We start from the raw sequence: 16,411 nt of genomic DNA, 5'->3' as shown, positions 1-16,411 counted from the left end.
CCCCGCGCCCTCGCTCACCCCCGCTCGACCGGAGCCCCGCCCCAGACCTCACCTGGTTCCGTTCCCACTCCCGTGCCCGCCCCCAACTCACGCGATTCCGCACCGAGTTCCTCGCCCAGGACCTCCGGCACCACCTCCCGCACCACCTCAAGCGCGGCCGCACGGTCGTCCGGTACCAGGCCGATGCGGGTACGCCGGTCGAGCAGGTCGGCGGCGTCGAGCGCCCCCTCGTGGCGTACCGCCCACAGCAGTTCGGCGCGGGTGACGGGGTGTCCCGGCACCACGGGCTCGCGCAGGCGGGTGTCACTCGCCCCGAGCGCGTGGACGGCCGCGGCCTCCGTGCCGTAGCGCCGGACCAGGCGCCGTGGCGCCCGCACGCCGCCGAGGACGTGCGGTGAGGCGGCGCCGACGAGTGGCAGCGAGGGGGTGGAGGACGGGCCGGCCGTGAGGCGGCGGGCGGTGACGGCGGCGTCGACGGCGTCCTCGGCCATCCGCCGATAGGTGGTGAGCTTGCCGCCGACCACGGTGACCACGCCGTCCGGTGCGGTCAGTACCGCGTGCCGGCGGGAGATGTCGGCGGTACCGGCCGCCGTACCGGCAGCCGTCGACGTGTCCAGCAGCGGGCGCAGACCGGCGAACGCCCCTGCGACGTCCTCGCGGTGGACGGGCACGTCCAGGACCGAGCCGAGGACGTCGAGGAGGAACCCGATGTCGGACTCCGGGGCTTCGGGCACATCCGGGAGCTCGCCCTGGACGGGTTCGTCGGTGAGCCCGACGTAGACCCGGCCGTCGCCCTGGGGCAGGACCAGGACGAAGCGGTTGCTCTCCCCGGGGACCGGGATGTGCAGCCCCGCCGGCAAGGGGCCGAGATGCTCCGAGCGCAGGACCAGATGGGTGCCGCGGGACGGTCGTATCCGGACGCCGTCGACCAGGTCCCCCGCCCATACACCGGAGGCGTTGATCACTGCCCGCGCCCGGATGTGCCCCTCCTGGCCTGTGAGTTCGTCCCGTATCCGGGCGCCGGAGCCGGTGAGCTCCAGGGCCCGGACCCGGGTCAGGATGCGGGCGCCGTGGGCGGCGGCGGTGCGGGCGAGCGCGGTCACCAGGCGGGCGTCGTCGGTGAGCCGGCCGTCCCAGGACAGCAGGCCGCCGCGCAGGCCGTCGGCGCGCAGCACCGGAGCCAGGTGGCGGGTCTCCACCGCGGACAGCCGGCGCGGCGCGGGCAGGGTGGCCCGGGCCGTGCGGGCCGTCAGCCGCAGGGTGTCCCCGGCGCGCAGACCGGCCCATGCCAGGGCGGCCTGGCCGCGCGAGACCAGCGCGGTCAGCGGGAGCACGAACGGCTGGGCGCCGACCAGGTGGGGCGCGGTGCGCTCCATCAGCACCCCGCGTTCGACGGCGCTCTCGTGCGCCACGTCCACCTGCGCGGAGGCGAGGTACCGCAGCCCGCCGTGGATGAGCTTGGAGCTCCAGCGGGAGGTGCCGAACGCCAGGTCGTGCGCGTCCACGGCGACGACGCCCAGGCCGCGGGCGGCGGCGTCCAGAGCGGCTCCGGCACCGGTCGCGCCGAGACCGACGACCAGGACGTCCACCACGGGCCCGTCCACGGTCGCGGTCAGTTCCCGCGAACGCCGGGCGGCGGAGAGCGACGACGATCCTGACGACGGGGCCACCGGCCCGGATGCCGGGCTGCGGGTCGGGCTCATGGTGTGAGGGTCCTCTCCAGGATGGTCCGCAGCTCCCCGAGGAAGGCCGCGCCGGTCAGCTCGGTGTCGTCCTCGTCGGTCATGGTCCGCAGGGACAGGGTGAAGGACTGCACGACCAGCAGCAGGGACCGCGCCTGCCGTTCGACATGGTCAGGGCGCACCGAGCCGTCGGCGTGTCCCTCCCGCAGCGCCTCGGCCAACAGCTCCAGCAGGGCCGTCTGGCTCGCCCCGCGCCGGTCCAGCACATAGGGGAGGAGCAGTTCGGGATCGACGTCGACGATCTTGCGGAACAGCGGATGGGCGCGGAAGGCGTCCACCCCGGCCACCAGTCCGTCGACGATCAGGGCCCTGGTCTGCGTGCCGGGACCGCGTTCGGGCATCGCCCGGGTGGCCACGCCGACCCACTCCCGGGTCATCAGGTCGCCGACCAGCGTGCGTACGTCGGGCCAGCGCCGGTACAGCGTCATACGGGAGACCCCGGCGCGGCGGGCCACGTCGGTCAGCGTGGTGCGGCGGACGCCGACGGCCAGCACGCAGTCGCGCACCGCGTCGAGGACCGTGTCGTCCGAGCTGTTGTGACGAATAGGCGTCATGTGTAACAGTGTAACGGCCCCGAGGGTGCCCCGACCCCCCGGACGGCACATCTCGAACGGCACATCTCGAATCGACCGGTGAGGACGACAGCCGTGGACATGCTGTGGAGTGGCTGGGGCGACCCGGCCAAGGCCCAACCCCTGCCGGAACCGGTGATCGGGCTGTTGCGCGACCTGCTCGGGGCCGAGCCGCGCGACACGGAACCGGTGCCGCTGGGGGACATCCCCGTCCCGCCGTCGCCCTTGGACTCCGCCGCCCACCAGGCCCTGGTCACCGCCGTCGGCGGCGCGGAGCACGTGCGTACCGACGCGGAGACCCGGATCCGGCACACCCGCGGCAAGTCCACCCCCGATCTGCTGCGGATGCGGGACGGCGACGTCGCGGACCTTCCGGCGGCCGTCGTTCTCCCGGCGGGGCACGACGAGGTCCTCGCCGTGCTGCGGACCTGCACCGAACACGGCCTGGCGCTGGTCCCGTTCGGCGGCGGCACCTCCGTGGTCGGCGGTCTCGCCCCCGGCCCGCGGGGCGCCTTCGTCGCCCTGGACCTGCGCCGCATGGACCGGCTGCTCGCCGTCGACCCGGTCTCCCGCACCGCGACCCTGCAACCGGGCCTGCGGGCCCCGCGGGCCGAGGCGCTCCTGGCCGACCACGGCTTCACCCTCGGCCACTTCCCCCAGTCCTACGAATGGGCCACCATCGGCGGCTACGCCGCAACCCGCTCCAGCGGACAGGCGTCCGCGGGCTACGGCCGTTTCGACGAGATGGTGCTCGGACTCACCCTCGCCACCCCCGAAGGCACCCTGGAGACGGGCCGCGCCCCCCGCTCGGCCGCCGGCCCCGACCTGCGTCAGCTGATCCTCGGGTCCGAGGGGGCGTTCGGCGTCATCACGTCCGTGACCGTCCGGATCCGCCCCGTCCCGCGGATCCGTCGCTACGAGGGCTGGCGGTTCGCCTCCTTCGAGGAGGGCGCCGCAGCACTGCGCCGACTCGCCCAGGACGGGCCGCGCCCGACGGTCCTGCGGCTGTCCGACGAGACGGAGACGCTGATCGGCCTCGCCCGGCCCGAGGCCATCGGCTCCTCACCGGCGCCGCGGAACGACGGCTGCACGGCCGTCGTCGGCTTCGAGGGCACGGAGGAGGACACCGCGCACCAGCGGGAGCGGGCCGCGGCCGTGCTGAGCGGCCACGGCGGAACCTCCCTGGGCGAGGAGCCCGGACGGCACTGGGTCCAGGGCCGCTACTCGGCCCCCTATCTGCGCGACGCCCTCCTCGACGCCGGGGCCTTCGCGGAGACACTGGAGACGGCGGCCTTCTGGTCACGCCTGCCCGCTCTGTACGCCGCCGTCCGCGAGGCGCTCACCGGCACCCTCGCAGACGCCGGTACCCCGCCCCTGGTCATGTGCCACATCTCCCACGTGTACGAGAACGGCGCCTCGCTCTACTTCACCGTGGTCTCGGCCCAGGGCGACGATCCCGTGGCGCACTGGACCCGGGCCAAGCACGCGGCGGGCGACGCGATCCTCGCCGCGGGCGGCACGATCACCCACCACCACGGCGTGGGCACCGACCACCGGGACTGGTACGTCCGGGAGGCCGGCGCGCTCGGCATCGAAGCCCTGCGCGCGGTCAAGCGGCGCCTCGACCCGGCCGGGCTGCTCAACCCCGGAGTCCTGCTGCCCGCGGACTGACCCCTGCCCCCCCCGACGATCCAGCCGTCCGGCCGTCCCGTAATCCTGTTCTCCCGTCTTCCCGTCTTCCCGTCAGCCCCGGAGGCACCCCGATGCGACAGTTCACCGCCGTCGTCAACCCCACCGCGGGTGGATCCAGCGGCGCCGCGGCCCTGCTCGCGGTGGCACGGCTGCTGCGGGAGGCGGGGGCCGAACTGGACACCGAGTACAGCCGCAGCCTCGCCCACGCCCAGGACATCGCCCGGGAGGCGGGCGAGCGGGGGCGGGTGGTCCTCGCCGTCGGCGGCGACGGCATCACCGGCCGCGTCGGCGGAGCCCTCAGCGGTACCGGCGCGCTGTTCGGGCTCGTCCCGGCCGGCCGTGGCAACGACTTCGCGAGGGCGCTGGGACTGCCCGCCGACCCGGCCGACCTGGCCCGGATCCTGCTGCACCACGCGCCACGGCCGGTCGACACCATCGAGGTCAGCTCGGCCGTCCACGACCGCACGGTGGTGCTCGGCAGCGTGTACGCGGGAGTGGACGCGCTGGCCAACCGGCACGCCAACCGCGCGAGAGTCCTGCGCGGCACCGCCTCCTACTACGTGGGCGGGCTGAGAGCGGTCGCCACCTGGCGACCGGCGCGTTTCCGGGTCACGGTCGACGGCGAGGAACATCCGCACACCGGCTACACGGTGGTGGCCGCCAACTCCGGCTACTACGGGTCGGGCCGTCTCATCGCCCCCGACGCCCGCCTCGACGACGGCCTGCTGGACGTCGTGATGATCCGCGAGGCACCGCGCCGGCTGTTCTTCGCCCTGATGAACGAGCTCAGGTCCGGCGCCCACGTCCACCGCCCCGAGGTGCGCGTCCTGCGTGGCAGGGAGGTCCGTGTCGAGGCCGACCGCACGGTGCCCTACGGCGCCGACGGCGAGGTCGAGGCCGATCTGCCGGTGACGGCCAGGGTGCTGCCCGGAGCGCTCCAGGTGCTGTCCTGACCCCGGCCTCCCCTGGCCGGAAAACGCGGCACATCGGAAATCAGAGCGCAATTCTCCGCACGGTTTGGGAATTGCCGACGTGGCTACCCGAAGTACGGACACCGAAGTCGAGCGTGGCTTGGAGTGAGGAACGTGGCCGGTAACCAGAAGGCCAAGGCGAAGATGGAACAGGCCAAGGGAAAGGCCAAGGAAACGATCGGCCGCGCGGTGGGCAATGAGCGCATGGAGGCCGAAGGCCGGGCCGGGCAGTCGAAGGGCGACGCACGTCAGGCCAAGGAGAAGACGAAGGACACCTTCAAGCACTGAACTCCGCGAGCACCGATCTGCCGAACACCGAACATCAAGAAATCCCCGGCGGGACCTCCGTTCATCGGACGGGGCCCCGCCCCTTCTGTGTAATCCGGTGACAAAGAGCGCGCGGATGAGCTGAATTCCTGTGAGCACCACCTGAGCGGACCACGGCCCCGGCCCTACCGTCCCGCTATGAACACGAGTCGCAGCAGAATGAGAACGTGGCGAAGTGCCGCGCTGGCGGTACTGCTGACCGCGGGGACGCTGACAGCCGTCGCCCCCGGGGCCCAGGCACAGGGCGCGCGGACCGAGACGCCGGTGACGACGTCGGCTCCGGCCGACGGAGTGGTCGAGTCGGTGGTCCGGGTCAAGGTGCCGCTGCCGGCGTCCTTCGGGGCGCGTCCGGCGGCGTGCGACTGGCTGTCGTACCTGCGCTACCGCTCCTCCGCCGGACCGGCCTCCTCGTCCGACGCCGACCGGGTCCTTCTCGCCCAGCCGGGCATCCTGGAGGGCGCCGGGGCGTTCGACAGCGTCGCCCGCAACACCGTGGCCCGCGCAGCCGAGCAGGGCAGCCACATCGAGTTCTGGGCCCTGGACCGGCGCTCCAACTGCCTGGAGGACCACACCGGCATCGCCTCCGGCGACCAGCACACCTCCGTCGACTACTACTACCGCGGCAAACAGGTCGCCGGCCGTACCTTCGACGGTTACGTCGGCAACAACCGCCTCGGCTGGATGGCGAAGCTCGGCATCGGGCAGACCGTCCGCGACGAGTACGACCTGCTGGCCGCCGAACTCCCCGACCAGCGACTGCGCAAGGACAAGGTGCTGTGCGGCGGCCACTCGCTGGGCGGAGTGATCACCGGGTACTTCGCGACCGCCGACTTCGACGGCAACCCCGCCACCACCGCCGACGCCGGACACAACCAGTGCGCCGGCTACTTCGCCCTCGACACCACCGTCTCCACCTCTCTCGGCGACCTCAGCGGCAGCCTCCCCGACGACACCAACCTGCCCGACATCGGCCTCGGCTACGGCGTGGTCCAGGCCGGCCTGGACAGCGGGCTGCTCTCCCGCACCCTGTCCGCGCCGGTGCTGCTCAACCCCGAGACCATGACCCTGCTCGCGATCGCGGGGCTCGGCGTGGTCGACGCCCCCGACGGTGAGGCCGACCTGCCCAGCTATCTGCCCGTCAACGTCAACATCGAGGCCACCAACCGCTTTCTGTTCTCCAAGGACACCGCCACCTTCCTCAGCGGCACACCCGCTGTGAAGGACTTCCGCCTCACCAACGCGGCCGTCCTGGGAGCGCTGATGGACGACAACTCCGTCCCCCTGGCGTTCCTGCAGAGCAGCGTCGGACTCTTCGACGGCGGACCGGTCACGGACAAGAACTTCCCTGTCGCCAACGGCGGCGACGCCCAACCGGGTCTGTTCGGCACCGAGTACAAGGCCATCCCCGACACCCCGCACGGACCGCTGTACACCTGGCGGAACTACGACCGGGTCGGCGACCCCGACGACCCCGGACACCGGTCGGCGGACGGCACCCCCTTCACCAGCGCGGGCAAGGAGGTCACCGACATCAAGGAGCTGGCCCGCAGTCTCGCGGAACAGCCGCTGGACTTCACCGAGCAGTACTTCCCGACCAAGCTCGTCACCGACCTCCAGCTGTCGACCTCACCGCAGGTGAAGGGGCTGGTCGCGCATCCCGAGGGGCTCACCGCCAATCCGACGCTCACCGTGCTCGCGGGCGACGGGCTGCTGGCGGGCCGGGTCCCGGCCGACCTGCACCCGGTGGTCGCCGACGGCTACCAGCACCTCGACGTGCTGACCGCGGCGCCCGTACAGAACAACGGACGGCCCGAGCCCACCTCCACCAACCTCGCGCGGTTCGCGCGCTCACCCCGATAGGAGGCGGCACACGCGGATGGGCCCGGGAGGCGATCACCTCCCGGGCCCACTGTGCTGTGCGGTCACACCTGGTCCGGCTCAGGGCCGCTTCGGCTCGGAGCCGGTCCGGCTCAGACCTTGCCGGCGGCGAAGGCCGCCGCCGCGTCCGCGTTGGCGGTGTAGCCGAGGTGCGCCCCCACGTCACCCCCTCCGTTCTCACAGACGGGGTCGCCCTTGGCACAGAAGTCGATGGTGCGGCTCTGGTAGGTGCCGGTGACGCTCTTGCCTATCGCCCGGATGGGATTGCCGAACAGCAGAACGGAGGAGACCTTCGGCTCCAGGGCGGCGGGGATGGTGGCCACGATCGGGCTTCCGACCACCGCGCCGGCGCTGCTGATACCGATCGAGTTGTCGACGACGTTCGCGCCCTGCGAATAGCCCACCAGAATGAAACGCTGGTTCGGGCATGCGGCGGCCTGACTCCTGACATGGTTCACGAGGTCCGTGTTGCCCTGCGCCGCCGAGGTCAGCGAAAGGTCCGCGGGGTAGTTCACCTTGTAGCTGGACAGGGTCTTTCCGGTGATTTTCTTCTGGAGTGCGGAATACACCGGGTCGCCGACGATGAAGCCGAGCGTGCCCGGTTCGAAGGTGCCGCGGGCCGCTACGACATCGATGTCGGTGCAGGCGGCGGCCGTTGCTGTGGGGGCGGAGAGGGTGGCCAGTCCGGCCCCGCCGGCCAGGGAGAGAGCGGCGAGGCACAAGCGGATGCGCATGGGGGAATCCTCTGCGTGCGGGGCGCGTGATGCGCCTGCGAAAAGGAACGGTCCCGAACGTATTCGCTTTCCTGACGGACTGTTATGCAGCGGATTATGGAATTACCGCGTCTTTTTGTGCCCGCATGAGCATCATTCCCGAGGGCAATTTCATCGACCCTCCGCCCCCTGCTCCCGCAACGCCTCGGCGCGCAGCGCCAGCACCAGGTCCAGCCGGGTCTCGGGCTCGTGCAGCGCCTCGCCGAAGAGCTTCTCCAGCTGCCGCAGCCGGTAGCGGACCGTCTGCGGGTGGACATGCAGCCGTGCGGCGACGTCGGGGACGTTGCTGCCGCTGAGCAGCCAGGCCAGCAGCGTCTCGGCGAGCCGGGGACGCTGCCCCGCCGACACGGAGTCGAGGGGGGTGAGGACACGCGCCTGCACCTGCGCCAGCAGCGGTTCGTCGCCGTACAGCAGCAGCGTCGAGAGGTGGTCCTCGCACCGCACCACCCCCTGCCGGGGCAGGATCCCACGACCCATCAGCCCCAGGGCACGGCTGGCCCAGCGCAGCGACCGCGGTGCCTCTGTGAGCGGAACCGTCGGCCCGATCGCGGCCGGCCGGCCCCGCAGGGCGAGGGCGAACGCCCGGCCGAACCGGCCGGAGCCGTCGGGATCGGGCACCAGCATGCGCGGCGGCCGGGACGCCATGTCCACCAGCGCGCCCGCCGCGGCGAGCGGCCGGTCCTCCTCGCGCCGCTCCGGCCCGGCCGCGAGCGCGACGACGGCGACCTGCCGCGGCACCGACCAGCGCGCGCCGTGTGCCAGATCGTGCACCGCCTCCAGGGCCACCGGCCCGTCCCCCAGCAACAGGTCGAGCAGGCGTTTTCGACGCCGTTCCAGTTCGTCCGTGCTGCGCAGCCGGGCCTCCGCGTAGCCGGCGGCCGCCGCCTCGGCGACCTCGTGCACGGTCTGGAAGGCGAGTTCGCCGAGCGCGGCCACGACCGCCGAGTCCAGTCCGAGTTCCTCCGCCGTACGCCCCATAAGCCGCCAGGCGTGCAGCCCGCCGACCCGCAGCGCGGACTGCAGCGCGTCCAGGCTGCGGCCCTCCAGGGCTTCGCCGCGCCCGAGTTCGTAGTACGTCGCGGCGATCGCGTCGCCGCGTCCGCGCGGATCGGCGATGTGGTCGACGAACAGGGTCAGCGCCAGCACCACCCCGGCTCTGAGGTTCTCCCGATAGGTCCCGTCGGCGGGCCGCGCGTACTCGGGAACCTGCCGTCTGACCTCCTCCTCCACCTCGTCGGCGACCAACTCCAGTTGGTCGCGCAGCACTTTGGCCAGTTCGGGCGGTACCGGTGCGGGTCCGGGGCCGGCCAGGTCGCCGTGCGGGGCGGGAACAGCCATCGCGGACACTCCTTTCACCCGGAAGCGGCTCACCCGTGGGGTGTTCCCCGTGGGGTGAGTGGGGCGTCCTGTGTTGGACGGACGGCCCCTGCGCTCCGTTCCGTGCCCCCATGGCTCCGACATCACTCGGGCAGCCCCAGCGCACGGGCGAGCATCGGCCACGACGCGGCGAACTCCGGCTTCCAGTACGCCCAGTCGTGCCCGCCTCCGGAGTAGAGGTGCGTCGTCACCGAGATGCCGAGAACGGCCAGCGCGTTGGTGAACAGGTGCGCGGACGGCCACAGCGCGCTCTCCAGCACCCCGGGCAGCGGATCACCGCCGCCGCCCCCGACGCCGCTGCCGTTGGAGACGTACAGGGCGGTGCCGCGCAGGCCCTGGGCGCGGGCGCGCGGATTGAAGTCCCGCCAGGTGAGGAGGTTCAGGATCGGATGGCCCCAGAGCGAGGCGGGCGTCAGGTTCTCGCGGGCCACGATGGCGTCCATGATGGGCGGCACGCCGGGCGCGGTGGTGTCGAGGATGCCGCTGTAGGAGGCCGCGGCGCCGAACATGCCGGGGTGCCGGGCCGCGTGCGCCATCGCCCCGTACCCGCCGGTCGAGACCCCGGCCACCGCCCGCATCCCCGAGGCCCGGTAGTCGCGGCGCAGCAGTGCGGGCACCTCCTCCAGCTGGAACGTCTCGTAGTCGGGCCCGTTGCGCCAGGCGGTCGGGATCCCGGTGGGTCCGGCGTCCGGCATCGCCACGATCAGCTCGCGGCCCTGGGTGAACGCCTCGATGTCGGTCTCCCGGGTCCAGGAGGTGTAGTCGTCGTGGGCGCCGTGCAGCAGGTACAGGACCGGATACGTACGGTTCGGCTGGGTGGCGAAGGACGACGGCAGGATCAGCCGCACGGGCGCTGTGCGGCCCAGGGCCGCGGAGGGCACGGACACGTCGAGGGTGCGCGGCCCGACCCGGGTCTCGGCCCGGGCGTGCCCGGCTCCGAACAGGACGGCCAGCCCGGCGGCGGCTGCCGCTCTGGTGACGGTGCGTCGGGAGACGGGGGTGGAGTGGGGGGACATGGCGGCTCCTAGGTTTCCGGCTCGGGGTTCCCGTCGCGGCCGGGCCGCTCGGGGTCCGGTTCAGTGGGTCTGCTCGGCGAACACCCGCCGCAGGTGTACGGCGATCTCGTCGACGTGCGGCGGATCGAGCAGCGACAGATGGTGTCCGGGCACCGGGACCACCTTCAGACGCGGGCACACCTCGTCCCAGCCCAGCGCCTCGTCCTCGCGCTCGTACGCCGGGTCGCGCACGGTGTGCGGTGCCGCTTCGAGGGCCCGGTACAGCAGCACCCGTCCGTCGTACCGGCCCGGCCGGTGGGCCTCGCCGATCCGCAGGTCCAGATAGGAGGATCGCTGGTGCTCCAGCGCGGCGGGCGGCACGTCGGCGACCTCGCGCACGGCACGCAGCACGGCGTCGATGCGCTCGCCGTCGTCGTCCAGGGCCACGAGATCGTCGTACGGCAGCTCCAGCGGGACGCCGTAGGTGTCGCCGACGTGCCGGGCGAACCCGGTGAGGTGGGCGCGGATCCGGTCGGCGGGGGTGTGGCCGGGCCGGGGGAGGGGCCGTACGGAGTCGATGAGTACCACCAGGTCCACGGTGCGCCCGGCGGCCTTCAGTTGCCGTGCGGTCTCCTGGGCGACGAAGCCGCCGAAGGACCAACCGCCCAGCAGACAGGGGCCGTCGGGACGGGCGGCGGCGATGGCGTCGGCACACCGGCGTGCCTTGTCCGCCACCGTGCCCGTCTCCTCCCGCCGCTCCAGCCCGTACACCGGCTGGTCGTCCCCGAGCCGTTCGGCGAGCCGCCGGTAGACGTCGGTCGATCCGCCGGCCGCGTGGAAGAGGAAGAAGGGAGGCCGAGAACCGGTGCCGCGCAGTACCCGCAGCGGGGAGCCGTCTTCCACCGAAGAGGTTGCCGAAGGGGTCGCCGAGAAAGTCGAAGAAGTCGCCCCGGACAGCGCCGGGGATGGCACCGGGGACGAGAGGACGCGCCGGATCCGGTCGGCCGCCTCCGCGACGGTCGCGGAGGTGAGCAGGTCGCGCAGCGACAGTTCGACGCCGTACTCGCACTGCAGGGCAGCACGGATCCGGACCGCCATGAGCGAGTCCAGGCCGAGATCAGCCCACGCCGTACCGGGTGTGATGCGCGCCGACGGGTGGCCCGTGACGGCGGCGACGTGATGGCGCAGACGATCCACGACGGAATCAGAGCCGGAGCCGGAGCGTGAGCCGGAACCGGAACCGGAACCGGAACCGGAACCGGAACCGGAGCCAAAGCCGGGACCGGAGCCGGCCTCCGTCGCGCCCCGCGCCGCAGTCGCCGCAGTCGCCCCGCCGGTCGGCTCGGTACGACGGTCACGGACGCCGTCCGTCCACCAGTGCCGCACATGCCGCCAGCGCGGAGCGGGCACGTCGACCACCCGGCCGGACGGCACGGGCAGCCGCAGCCCCGCGGTGTACAGGGTGCCGAGCTGTGCGGTGAACGCGGCCGAGTCGTCGGCGCCCCGGCGCAGGGTGCCGACGACGAACGCGTCCGCGACGGTGTCCACGACCGCCTGCCCGAGGACCGGGTGGGGGGAGATCTCGACGAACGCGGTGTGACCGTCCTCGGCGGCCGCCGCCACCGCCCGGTCCAGGCGTACGGGCCGTCGCAGGTTGGCGGCCCAGTGGGCGGCGTCGAAGCGGGACTCGCCGCGCGGGTCGTCCAGGACGGTGGAGTAGACGGGAACACGCGGCGGCCGTCCCCGCAGCCCGGCCAGGGCCTCGGTCAGCTCCGGCAGCAGCGCGTCGACCTGCGGTGAGTGCCCCGCGCCGACCACCCGCATGACCCGGGCGGCCCGACCCCGCTCCTCAAGCCGCCGCACGAACGCGGCCACGTCCGGCTCCTGCCCGGTCACGACCTTCTGCCGGGGCGAGGAGTGCACGGCGACATGCACGCCCGGGAAGTCCCGTCGCAGGCCGTCCAGTTCGTCGTCCGGTACGTCGACCACGGCCATCGCGCCCCCGCTCAACCCGCTGAGCAACCGGGCTCGTACGGCGACGATCCGGGCCGCGTCCGGCACGTCCAGGGCGCCCGCGCACACCGCGGCCGCCACCTCGCCCAGGGAGTGGCCGATCACGGCCACGGGCTCCACGCCCCGGGACCGCCACAACTCGGCGAGCGCCACCTGAAGCCCGAACAGGACGGGCTGGGCCACCTCCAGCCGGTCGGGGTCACCGCCGGTCGCCAGGTGGTCGTACAGCGACAGCCCGCACTCCGCGGCGAGCTGCGGATCCAGTTTCTCCACGGCGGCGGCGAACGCGGGCTCCTCCGCCAGCAGCCGCCGACCCATGCCGGCCCACTGGCTGCCGTACCCGGAGAACACCCAGACCGGTCCGCGCCCGACGAGGTCGCGCTCGTCCGTGACGACCCGAGCGTGCGGCCGCTGACGGGCCAACGCGCCCAGGGCGTCGGCGAGTTCGGCCCGGTCGCGGGCCGTCACGGCGGCGCGTGCCCGTCCGCGGCCGGTGCGTCCGGCGAGCGTGCGGGCCAGGTCGGCGAGGCGGGCGGTGCCGCCGTTCGGCGTGTGCAGCCAGTCGGAGAGCCGGGCCGCGGTGTCGCGGACCCGTTCGGCGTCCACGTCGGACAGCGGGAACAGGTGGGCTACGGGTTCCCCGCCCGCGTCCGGCACCAGGGCGCCGGGTCGCCATTCCTCCAGTACGGCATGGGCGTTGGTGCCGCCGAACCCGAAGCCGGAGACGCCGGCGGTGGCCGTGCCGCCGTAGCGGGGCCACGGCTCGGCCTCCGTCACCACCCGCAGCCGTGCGTCGCCCAGGGCGCTGCCGTCCGCGCAGTGCAGGGAGGGCGGGAGGCGGTCGTGATGGAGGGCGAGCACCGTCTTCACCAGGCCCGCGACGCCCGCCGCCGACTCCAGATGGCCGAGGTTGCCCTTCACGGAGCCGACCAGCAGCGGCTGGTCCGGGTCGCGGTCCCGGCCGAGCACGGAGTCGAGCGCGCCGGCCTCGATCGGGTCGCCGAGCGGCGTGCCGGTGCCGTGCGCCTCGACGTAGTCGACGGACGACGCGGCGAGGCCGGCCCGCGCGTACGCGGTGCTCAACACGGCCCGCTGGGCGGCCGGGTTGGGCGCCATCAGGCCGCCGGAACGGCCGTCGGAGTTGACGGCGGTGGCGCGGATGACCGCCAGGACGCGGTCGCCGTCCCGCTCGGCGTCCGACAGCCGCTTCAGCAGGACGGCCGCACAGCCCTCGCCGCGGCCGATGCCGTCGGCCGCGGCCGAGAACGGCTTGCACCGGCCGTCCGGCGCCAACGCCCCCGCCCGCTGGAACGCCATGGTGACGGTGGGGGAGAGCAGCAGGTTGACGCCGGCGGCGATCGCCGTGTCGCTCTCGCCCGTGCGCAGGCTGACGCAGGCGTGGTGCACGGCGACCAGGGAGGAGGAACAGGCGGTGTCCACGGCCATGCTCGGGCCCCGCGTGTCCAGGACGTAGGACAGCCGCCCCGCCGCCACGCTGAGGGCCGCGCCGGCCGGCGCCCACGGATCGACGGCGGCCGGGTCGGCGCCGGTGAGCTGCCCGTACTCCGGGGCGGAGATCCCGACGAAGACACCCGTGAGGGTGCCGGCGAGGGAGGCGGCCGGGACGGCCGCGTGGGCGAGCGCCTCGTGGACCACCTCCAGGAGGATCCGCTGCTGAGGGTCCATCACGGCGGCCTCACGCGGGGTGATGTGGAAGAAGTCCGCGTCGAACCCGGCGATGTCGTCGAGATAGCCGCCGTACGGAGGCACGTCGGCGGGCGGGAACGGGGTGAAGTCGCGCCACCGGTCCTCGGGCACCCGGCGGATCGCGTCGGTGCCCTCGTCCAGCAGTCGCCAGTAGTCGGCGGGCCCGTGCACCGCGCCGGGCAGACGGCAGCCGACCCCGACGACCGCGACGGGCTCGTAGTTTTCTCCGGGCCCGCCGGGCCTGCCGGGCGCCGACCGGTCGTCGACGGCGACCGGAGTGACTTCCTCCGCCTCGCCGCACAGACGCGACACCAGGGCGTCGCCGGTCGGGGTCTCCCACAGCAGCGTCGACGGCAGTTCGCGGCCCAGGACGTAACCGAGCTCCCCGGCCAGGGCGACCGCGTCCCGGGAGGACATGCCGAGGTCCGCGAGCGGCCGGTCCATCGGGACGGACCCGACCGGCATGTCGTTCCAGCCGGCCACCCGCTCGGCGATCAGGCGGCGCAGCGCGGCCTCGCCGACGGCCTTCATCGCGCGACCTCGGACGCTCCGGCGGCCTCGGTGTAGGTGCCGGCCAGATAGCGCGCCCGGGTCAACGCCCGGGACACCTTCCCGCTGGACGTCCGGGGCACGGTTCCCGGCGGCACGAGCACGACGTCGGCGAGCCGCAGCCCGTGCCGGGTGGAGACGGCCCCGCGCACCGCCCGCACCAGAGCCGGTACGTCGATCTCGGACACGGTGGTGGACCGGGTGTGCTCGGCCACCACCACGACCCGCTCGGCGGTCCGTCCCGGGACGGAGAAGGCGGCGAGGCGGTCGCGGCGCACGGCCGGATGCGTGTCCTGGACGGTGGCCTCGATGTCCTGCGGGTAGTGATTGCGCCCGTCGACGACGATGAGGTCCTTCAGCCGCCCGGTGACGACCAGGTGGCCGTCCAGCACCGTCCCCAGATCCCCCGTGCGCAGCCACCGCCCCGCTCCGGCCGTGAGGCCGACGGGCTCGGTCCGCTCTGCGGACTCTGCGGACTCTGCGGACCCAGCAGGTCCCGCGGGCTCGATGCCGAAGACGCGGCGGCTCTCGGTGGCCCGGTTCCAGTAGCCGCGACCGACGTTGGGGCCCTGTACCCGGATCTCCCCGATCTCCCCCTCGGACAGGACCGCGCCGGTCGCCGGGTCGGTGACGCCCAGCCGTTGGCCGGCCGGGGTGCCGCAGCCCGCGAGCAGGACGGCTCTCGGGTCGTCCGGGCGGGCGTGCAGGGCCTTGCCGGAGGCGAGGGCGTCCCGGTCGAGCGCGAACCGGCGCAACGGCTCACCGGGCCGGGCGGCGCTGACGAACACGGTCGCCTCGGCCAGCCCGTACGACGGGCAGTGGGTGTCCGCGGCGAGTCCCTGCGCGGCGAAGGCGGCGTGGAAGCGGTCGACGGTGCCGGGGCGCACCGGCTCGCTCCCGTTGATCAGCGCGGCCACCCCGTCCAGCCGCAGATCGGTCTTCTGCTCGGCGGTGACGGCCGAGGCGCAGTAGTCGTAGGCGAAGTTGGGCGCGGCACTGATCGCGCGCGGATGCGCGGCGAGCAGGCGCAGCCAGCGCGCCGGCTGATGCAGGAAGGCGGCCGGGTCCATGAGCACCGACGGCACCCCGCGGGCGACCGGAGCGGCGACGCTCAGCACGAGCCCCATGTCGTGGTACAGCGGCAGCCAGCCCACGCAGGTCACTGGATGGATGTCGGCACCGTAGGCGGCCAGTGCCTGCCAGGCGTTGGCGACGACGTTCCCGTGGGTGATCTCCACGCCCGCCGGCGCCCGGGTCGAACCCGAGGTGTACTGCAGATAGGCGGTCGCGTCCTCGTCCACCGCGACCGGACGCCAGTCCCCGGCGGCGGAGTCGGGCACGTCGTCCACGGCGACGACCCGTACCGCGGCACGGTCGCAGAACTCCCGGACCTCCGCCCGGGCGCGGCTGGTGGTCACCACGACCGTCGGCGTCGCGTCGGCCAGCACCCCCGACAGCCGGTCGGCGTGCCCCGGCAGGCTCGGCGGGTACAGCGGTACGGCAACCAGGCCGGCCGCCAGCGTCGCCAGGAACCCGGTGACGTACTCCGTGCCCTGAGGGCACAGCAGCGCGACCCGCGCCCCGGGTTCGGCCTCGGCGGCGAGCCGGGCGGCCAACGCCCGTACACGCACGTCGAGGCGCCTCCAGGTCAGGGTGCGGTGGACGCCGCGCGAGTGCGGGGCGGGATGGTCGACGAAGGTGAACGCCCGGCGTTCGGGGGTGGTCTCGGCCCAGTGCCGCACGAACTCCGGCAGGGTCCGGCACGGGGGCGCGAGCGGGGGGCGGCGGCTGTCCATGGGTGGCGTGGCTCCTCAC

11 protein-coding genes are annotated in these 16,411 nt (G+C 73.7%); 4 read left to right on the top strand and 7 right to left on the bottom strand.

Annotated elements, in window-relative coordinates; translation table 11 throughout:
* Positions 1-14: 14 nt before the first annotated feature.
* Positions 15-1,703, bottom strand: a complete 1,689-nt coding sequence (locus OHA64_RS04880) for a glycerol-3-phosphate dehydrogenase/oxidase (protein WP_405608340.1) — start codon at positions 1,701-1,703, stop codon at positions 15-17.
* Positions 1,700-2,296: a TetR/AcrR family transcriptional regulator gene (locus OHA64_RS04875; RefSeq protein WP_405608337.1), complete on the bottom strand. Its 597-nt coding sequence runs from the start codon at positions 2,294-2,296 to the stop codon at positions 1,700-1,702. The genes OHA64_RS04880 and OHA64_RS04875 overlap by 4 nt, the downstream gene beginning before the upstream one ends.
* 99 nt (positions 2,297-2,395) lie before the next feature.
* Here OHA64_RS04875 and OHA64_RS04870 point away from each other — a divergent pair, with 99 nt between their 5' ends.
* The 4 genes from OHA64_RS04870 to OHA64_RS04855 all read left to right on the top strand — a co-directional run bounded on the left by OHA64_RS04870 (position 2,396) and on the right by OHA64_RS04855 (position 7,164).
* Positions 2,396-3,985: an FAD-binding oxidoreductase gene (locus tag OHA64_RS04870; RefSeq protein ID WP_405623869.1), complete on the top strand. Its 1,590-nt coding sequence runs from the start codon at positions 2,396-2,398 to the stop codon at positions 3,983-3,985.
* A gap of 92 nt (positions 3,986-4,077) precedes the next feature.
* Positions 4,078-4,959, top strand: a complete 882-nt coding sequence (locus OHA64_RS04865; protein ID WP_405608334.1) for a diacylglycerol/lipid kinase family protein — start codon at positions 4,078-4,080, stop codon at positions 4,957-4,959.
* Between the two features lie 132 nt (positions 4,960-5,091).
* Positions 5,092-5,265: a CsbD family protein gene (locus OHA64_RS04860; protein WP_405608331.1), complete on the top strand. Its 174-nt coding sequence runs from the start codon at positions 5,092-5,094 to the stop codon at positions 5,263-5,265.
* A 177-nt stretch (positions 5,266-5,442) separates the two neighbouring features.
* A complete protein-coding gene (locus OHA64_RS04855) occupies positions 5,443-7,164 on the top strand; it encodes a hypothetical protein (protein WP_405608328.1) in 1,722 nt (573 codons plus the stop codon).
* 110 nt (positions 7,165-7,274) lie between these two features.
* On the opposite strand, the gene OHA64_RS04850 is transcribed toward OHA64_RS04855, so the two are convergent.
* The 5 genes from OHA64_RS04850 to OHA64_RS04830 all read right to left on the bottom strand — a co-directional run bounded on the left by OHA64_RS04850 (position 7,275) and on the right by OHA64_RS04830 (position 16,392).
* Positions 7,275-7,916, bottom strand: a complete 642-nt coding sequence (locus tag OHA64_RS04850; RefSeq protein ID WP_405608325.1) for a cutinase family protein — start codon at positions 7,914-7,916, stop codon at positions 7,275-7,277.
* Between the two features lie 150 nt (positions 7,917-8,066).
* Positions 8,067-9,293: a PucR family transcriptional regulator gene (locus OHA64_RS04845; protein WP_405608322.1), complete on the bottom strand. Its 1,227-nt coding sequence runs from the start codon at positions 9,291-9,293 to the stop codon at positions 8,067-8,069.
* 122 nt (positions 9,294-9,415) lie between these two features.
* Complete coding sequence (locus OHA64_RS04840) at positions 9,416-10,348, bottom strand: alpha/beta hydrolase (RefSeq protein ID WP_405608319.1); 933 nt, start codon at positions 10,346-10,348, stop codon at positions 9,416-9,418.
* A 60-nt stretch (positions 10,349-10,408) separates the two neighbouring features.
* On the bottom strand, positions 10,409-14,578 hold the full coding sequence (locus tag OHA64_RS04835) for an acyltransferase domain-containing protein (protein ID WP_405608316.1): 4,170 nt from the start codon (positions 14,576-14,578) through the stop codon (positions 10,409-10,411).
* Positions 14,575-16,392, bottom strand: a complete 1,818-nt coding sequence (locus OHA64_RS04830) for a fatty acyl-AMP ligase (protein WP_405608314.1) — start codon at positions 16,390-16,392, stop codon at positions 14,575-14,577. The genes OHA64_RS04835 and OHA64_RS04830 overlap by 4 nt, the downstream gene beginning before the upstream one ends.
* Positions 16,393-16,411 lie beyond the last annotated feature (19 nt).

The organism is Streptomyces sp. NBC_00076, from assembly GCF_045041235.1.
GTDB lineage: Bacteria > Actinomycetota > Actinomycetes > Streptomycetales > Streptomycetaceae > Streptomyces.
Note: the sequence above shows the minus strand (reverse complement) of the source record. Positions and strands in the feature narration are given on the sequence as shown.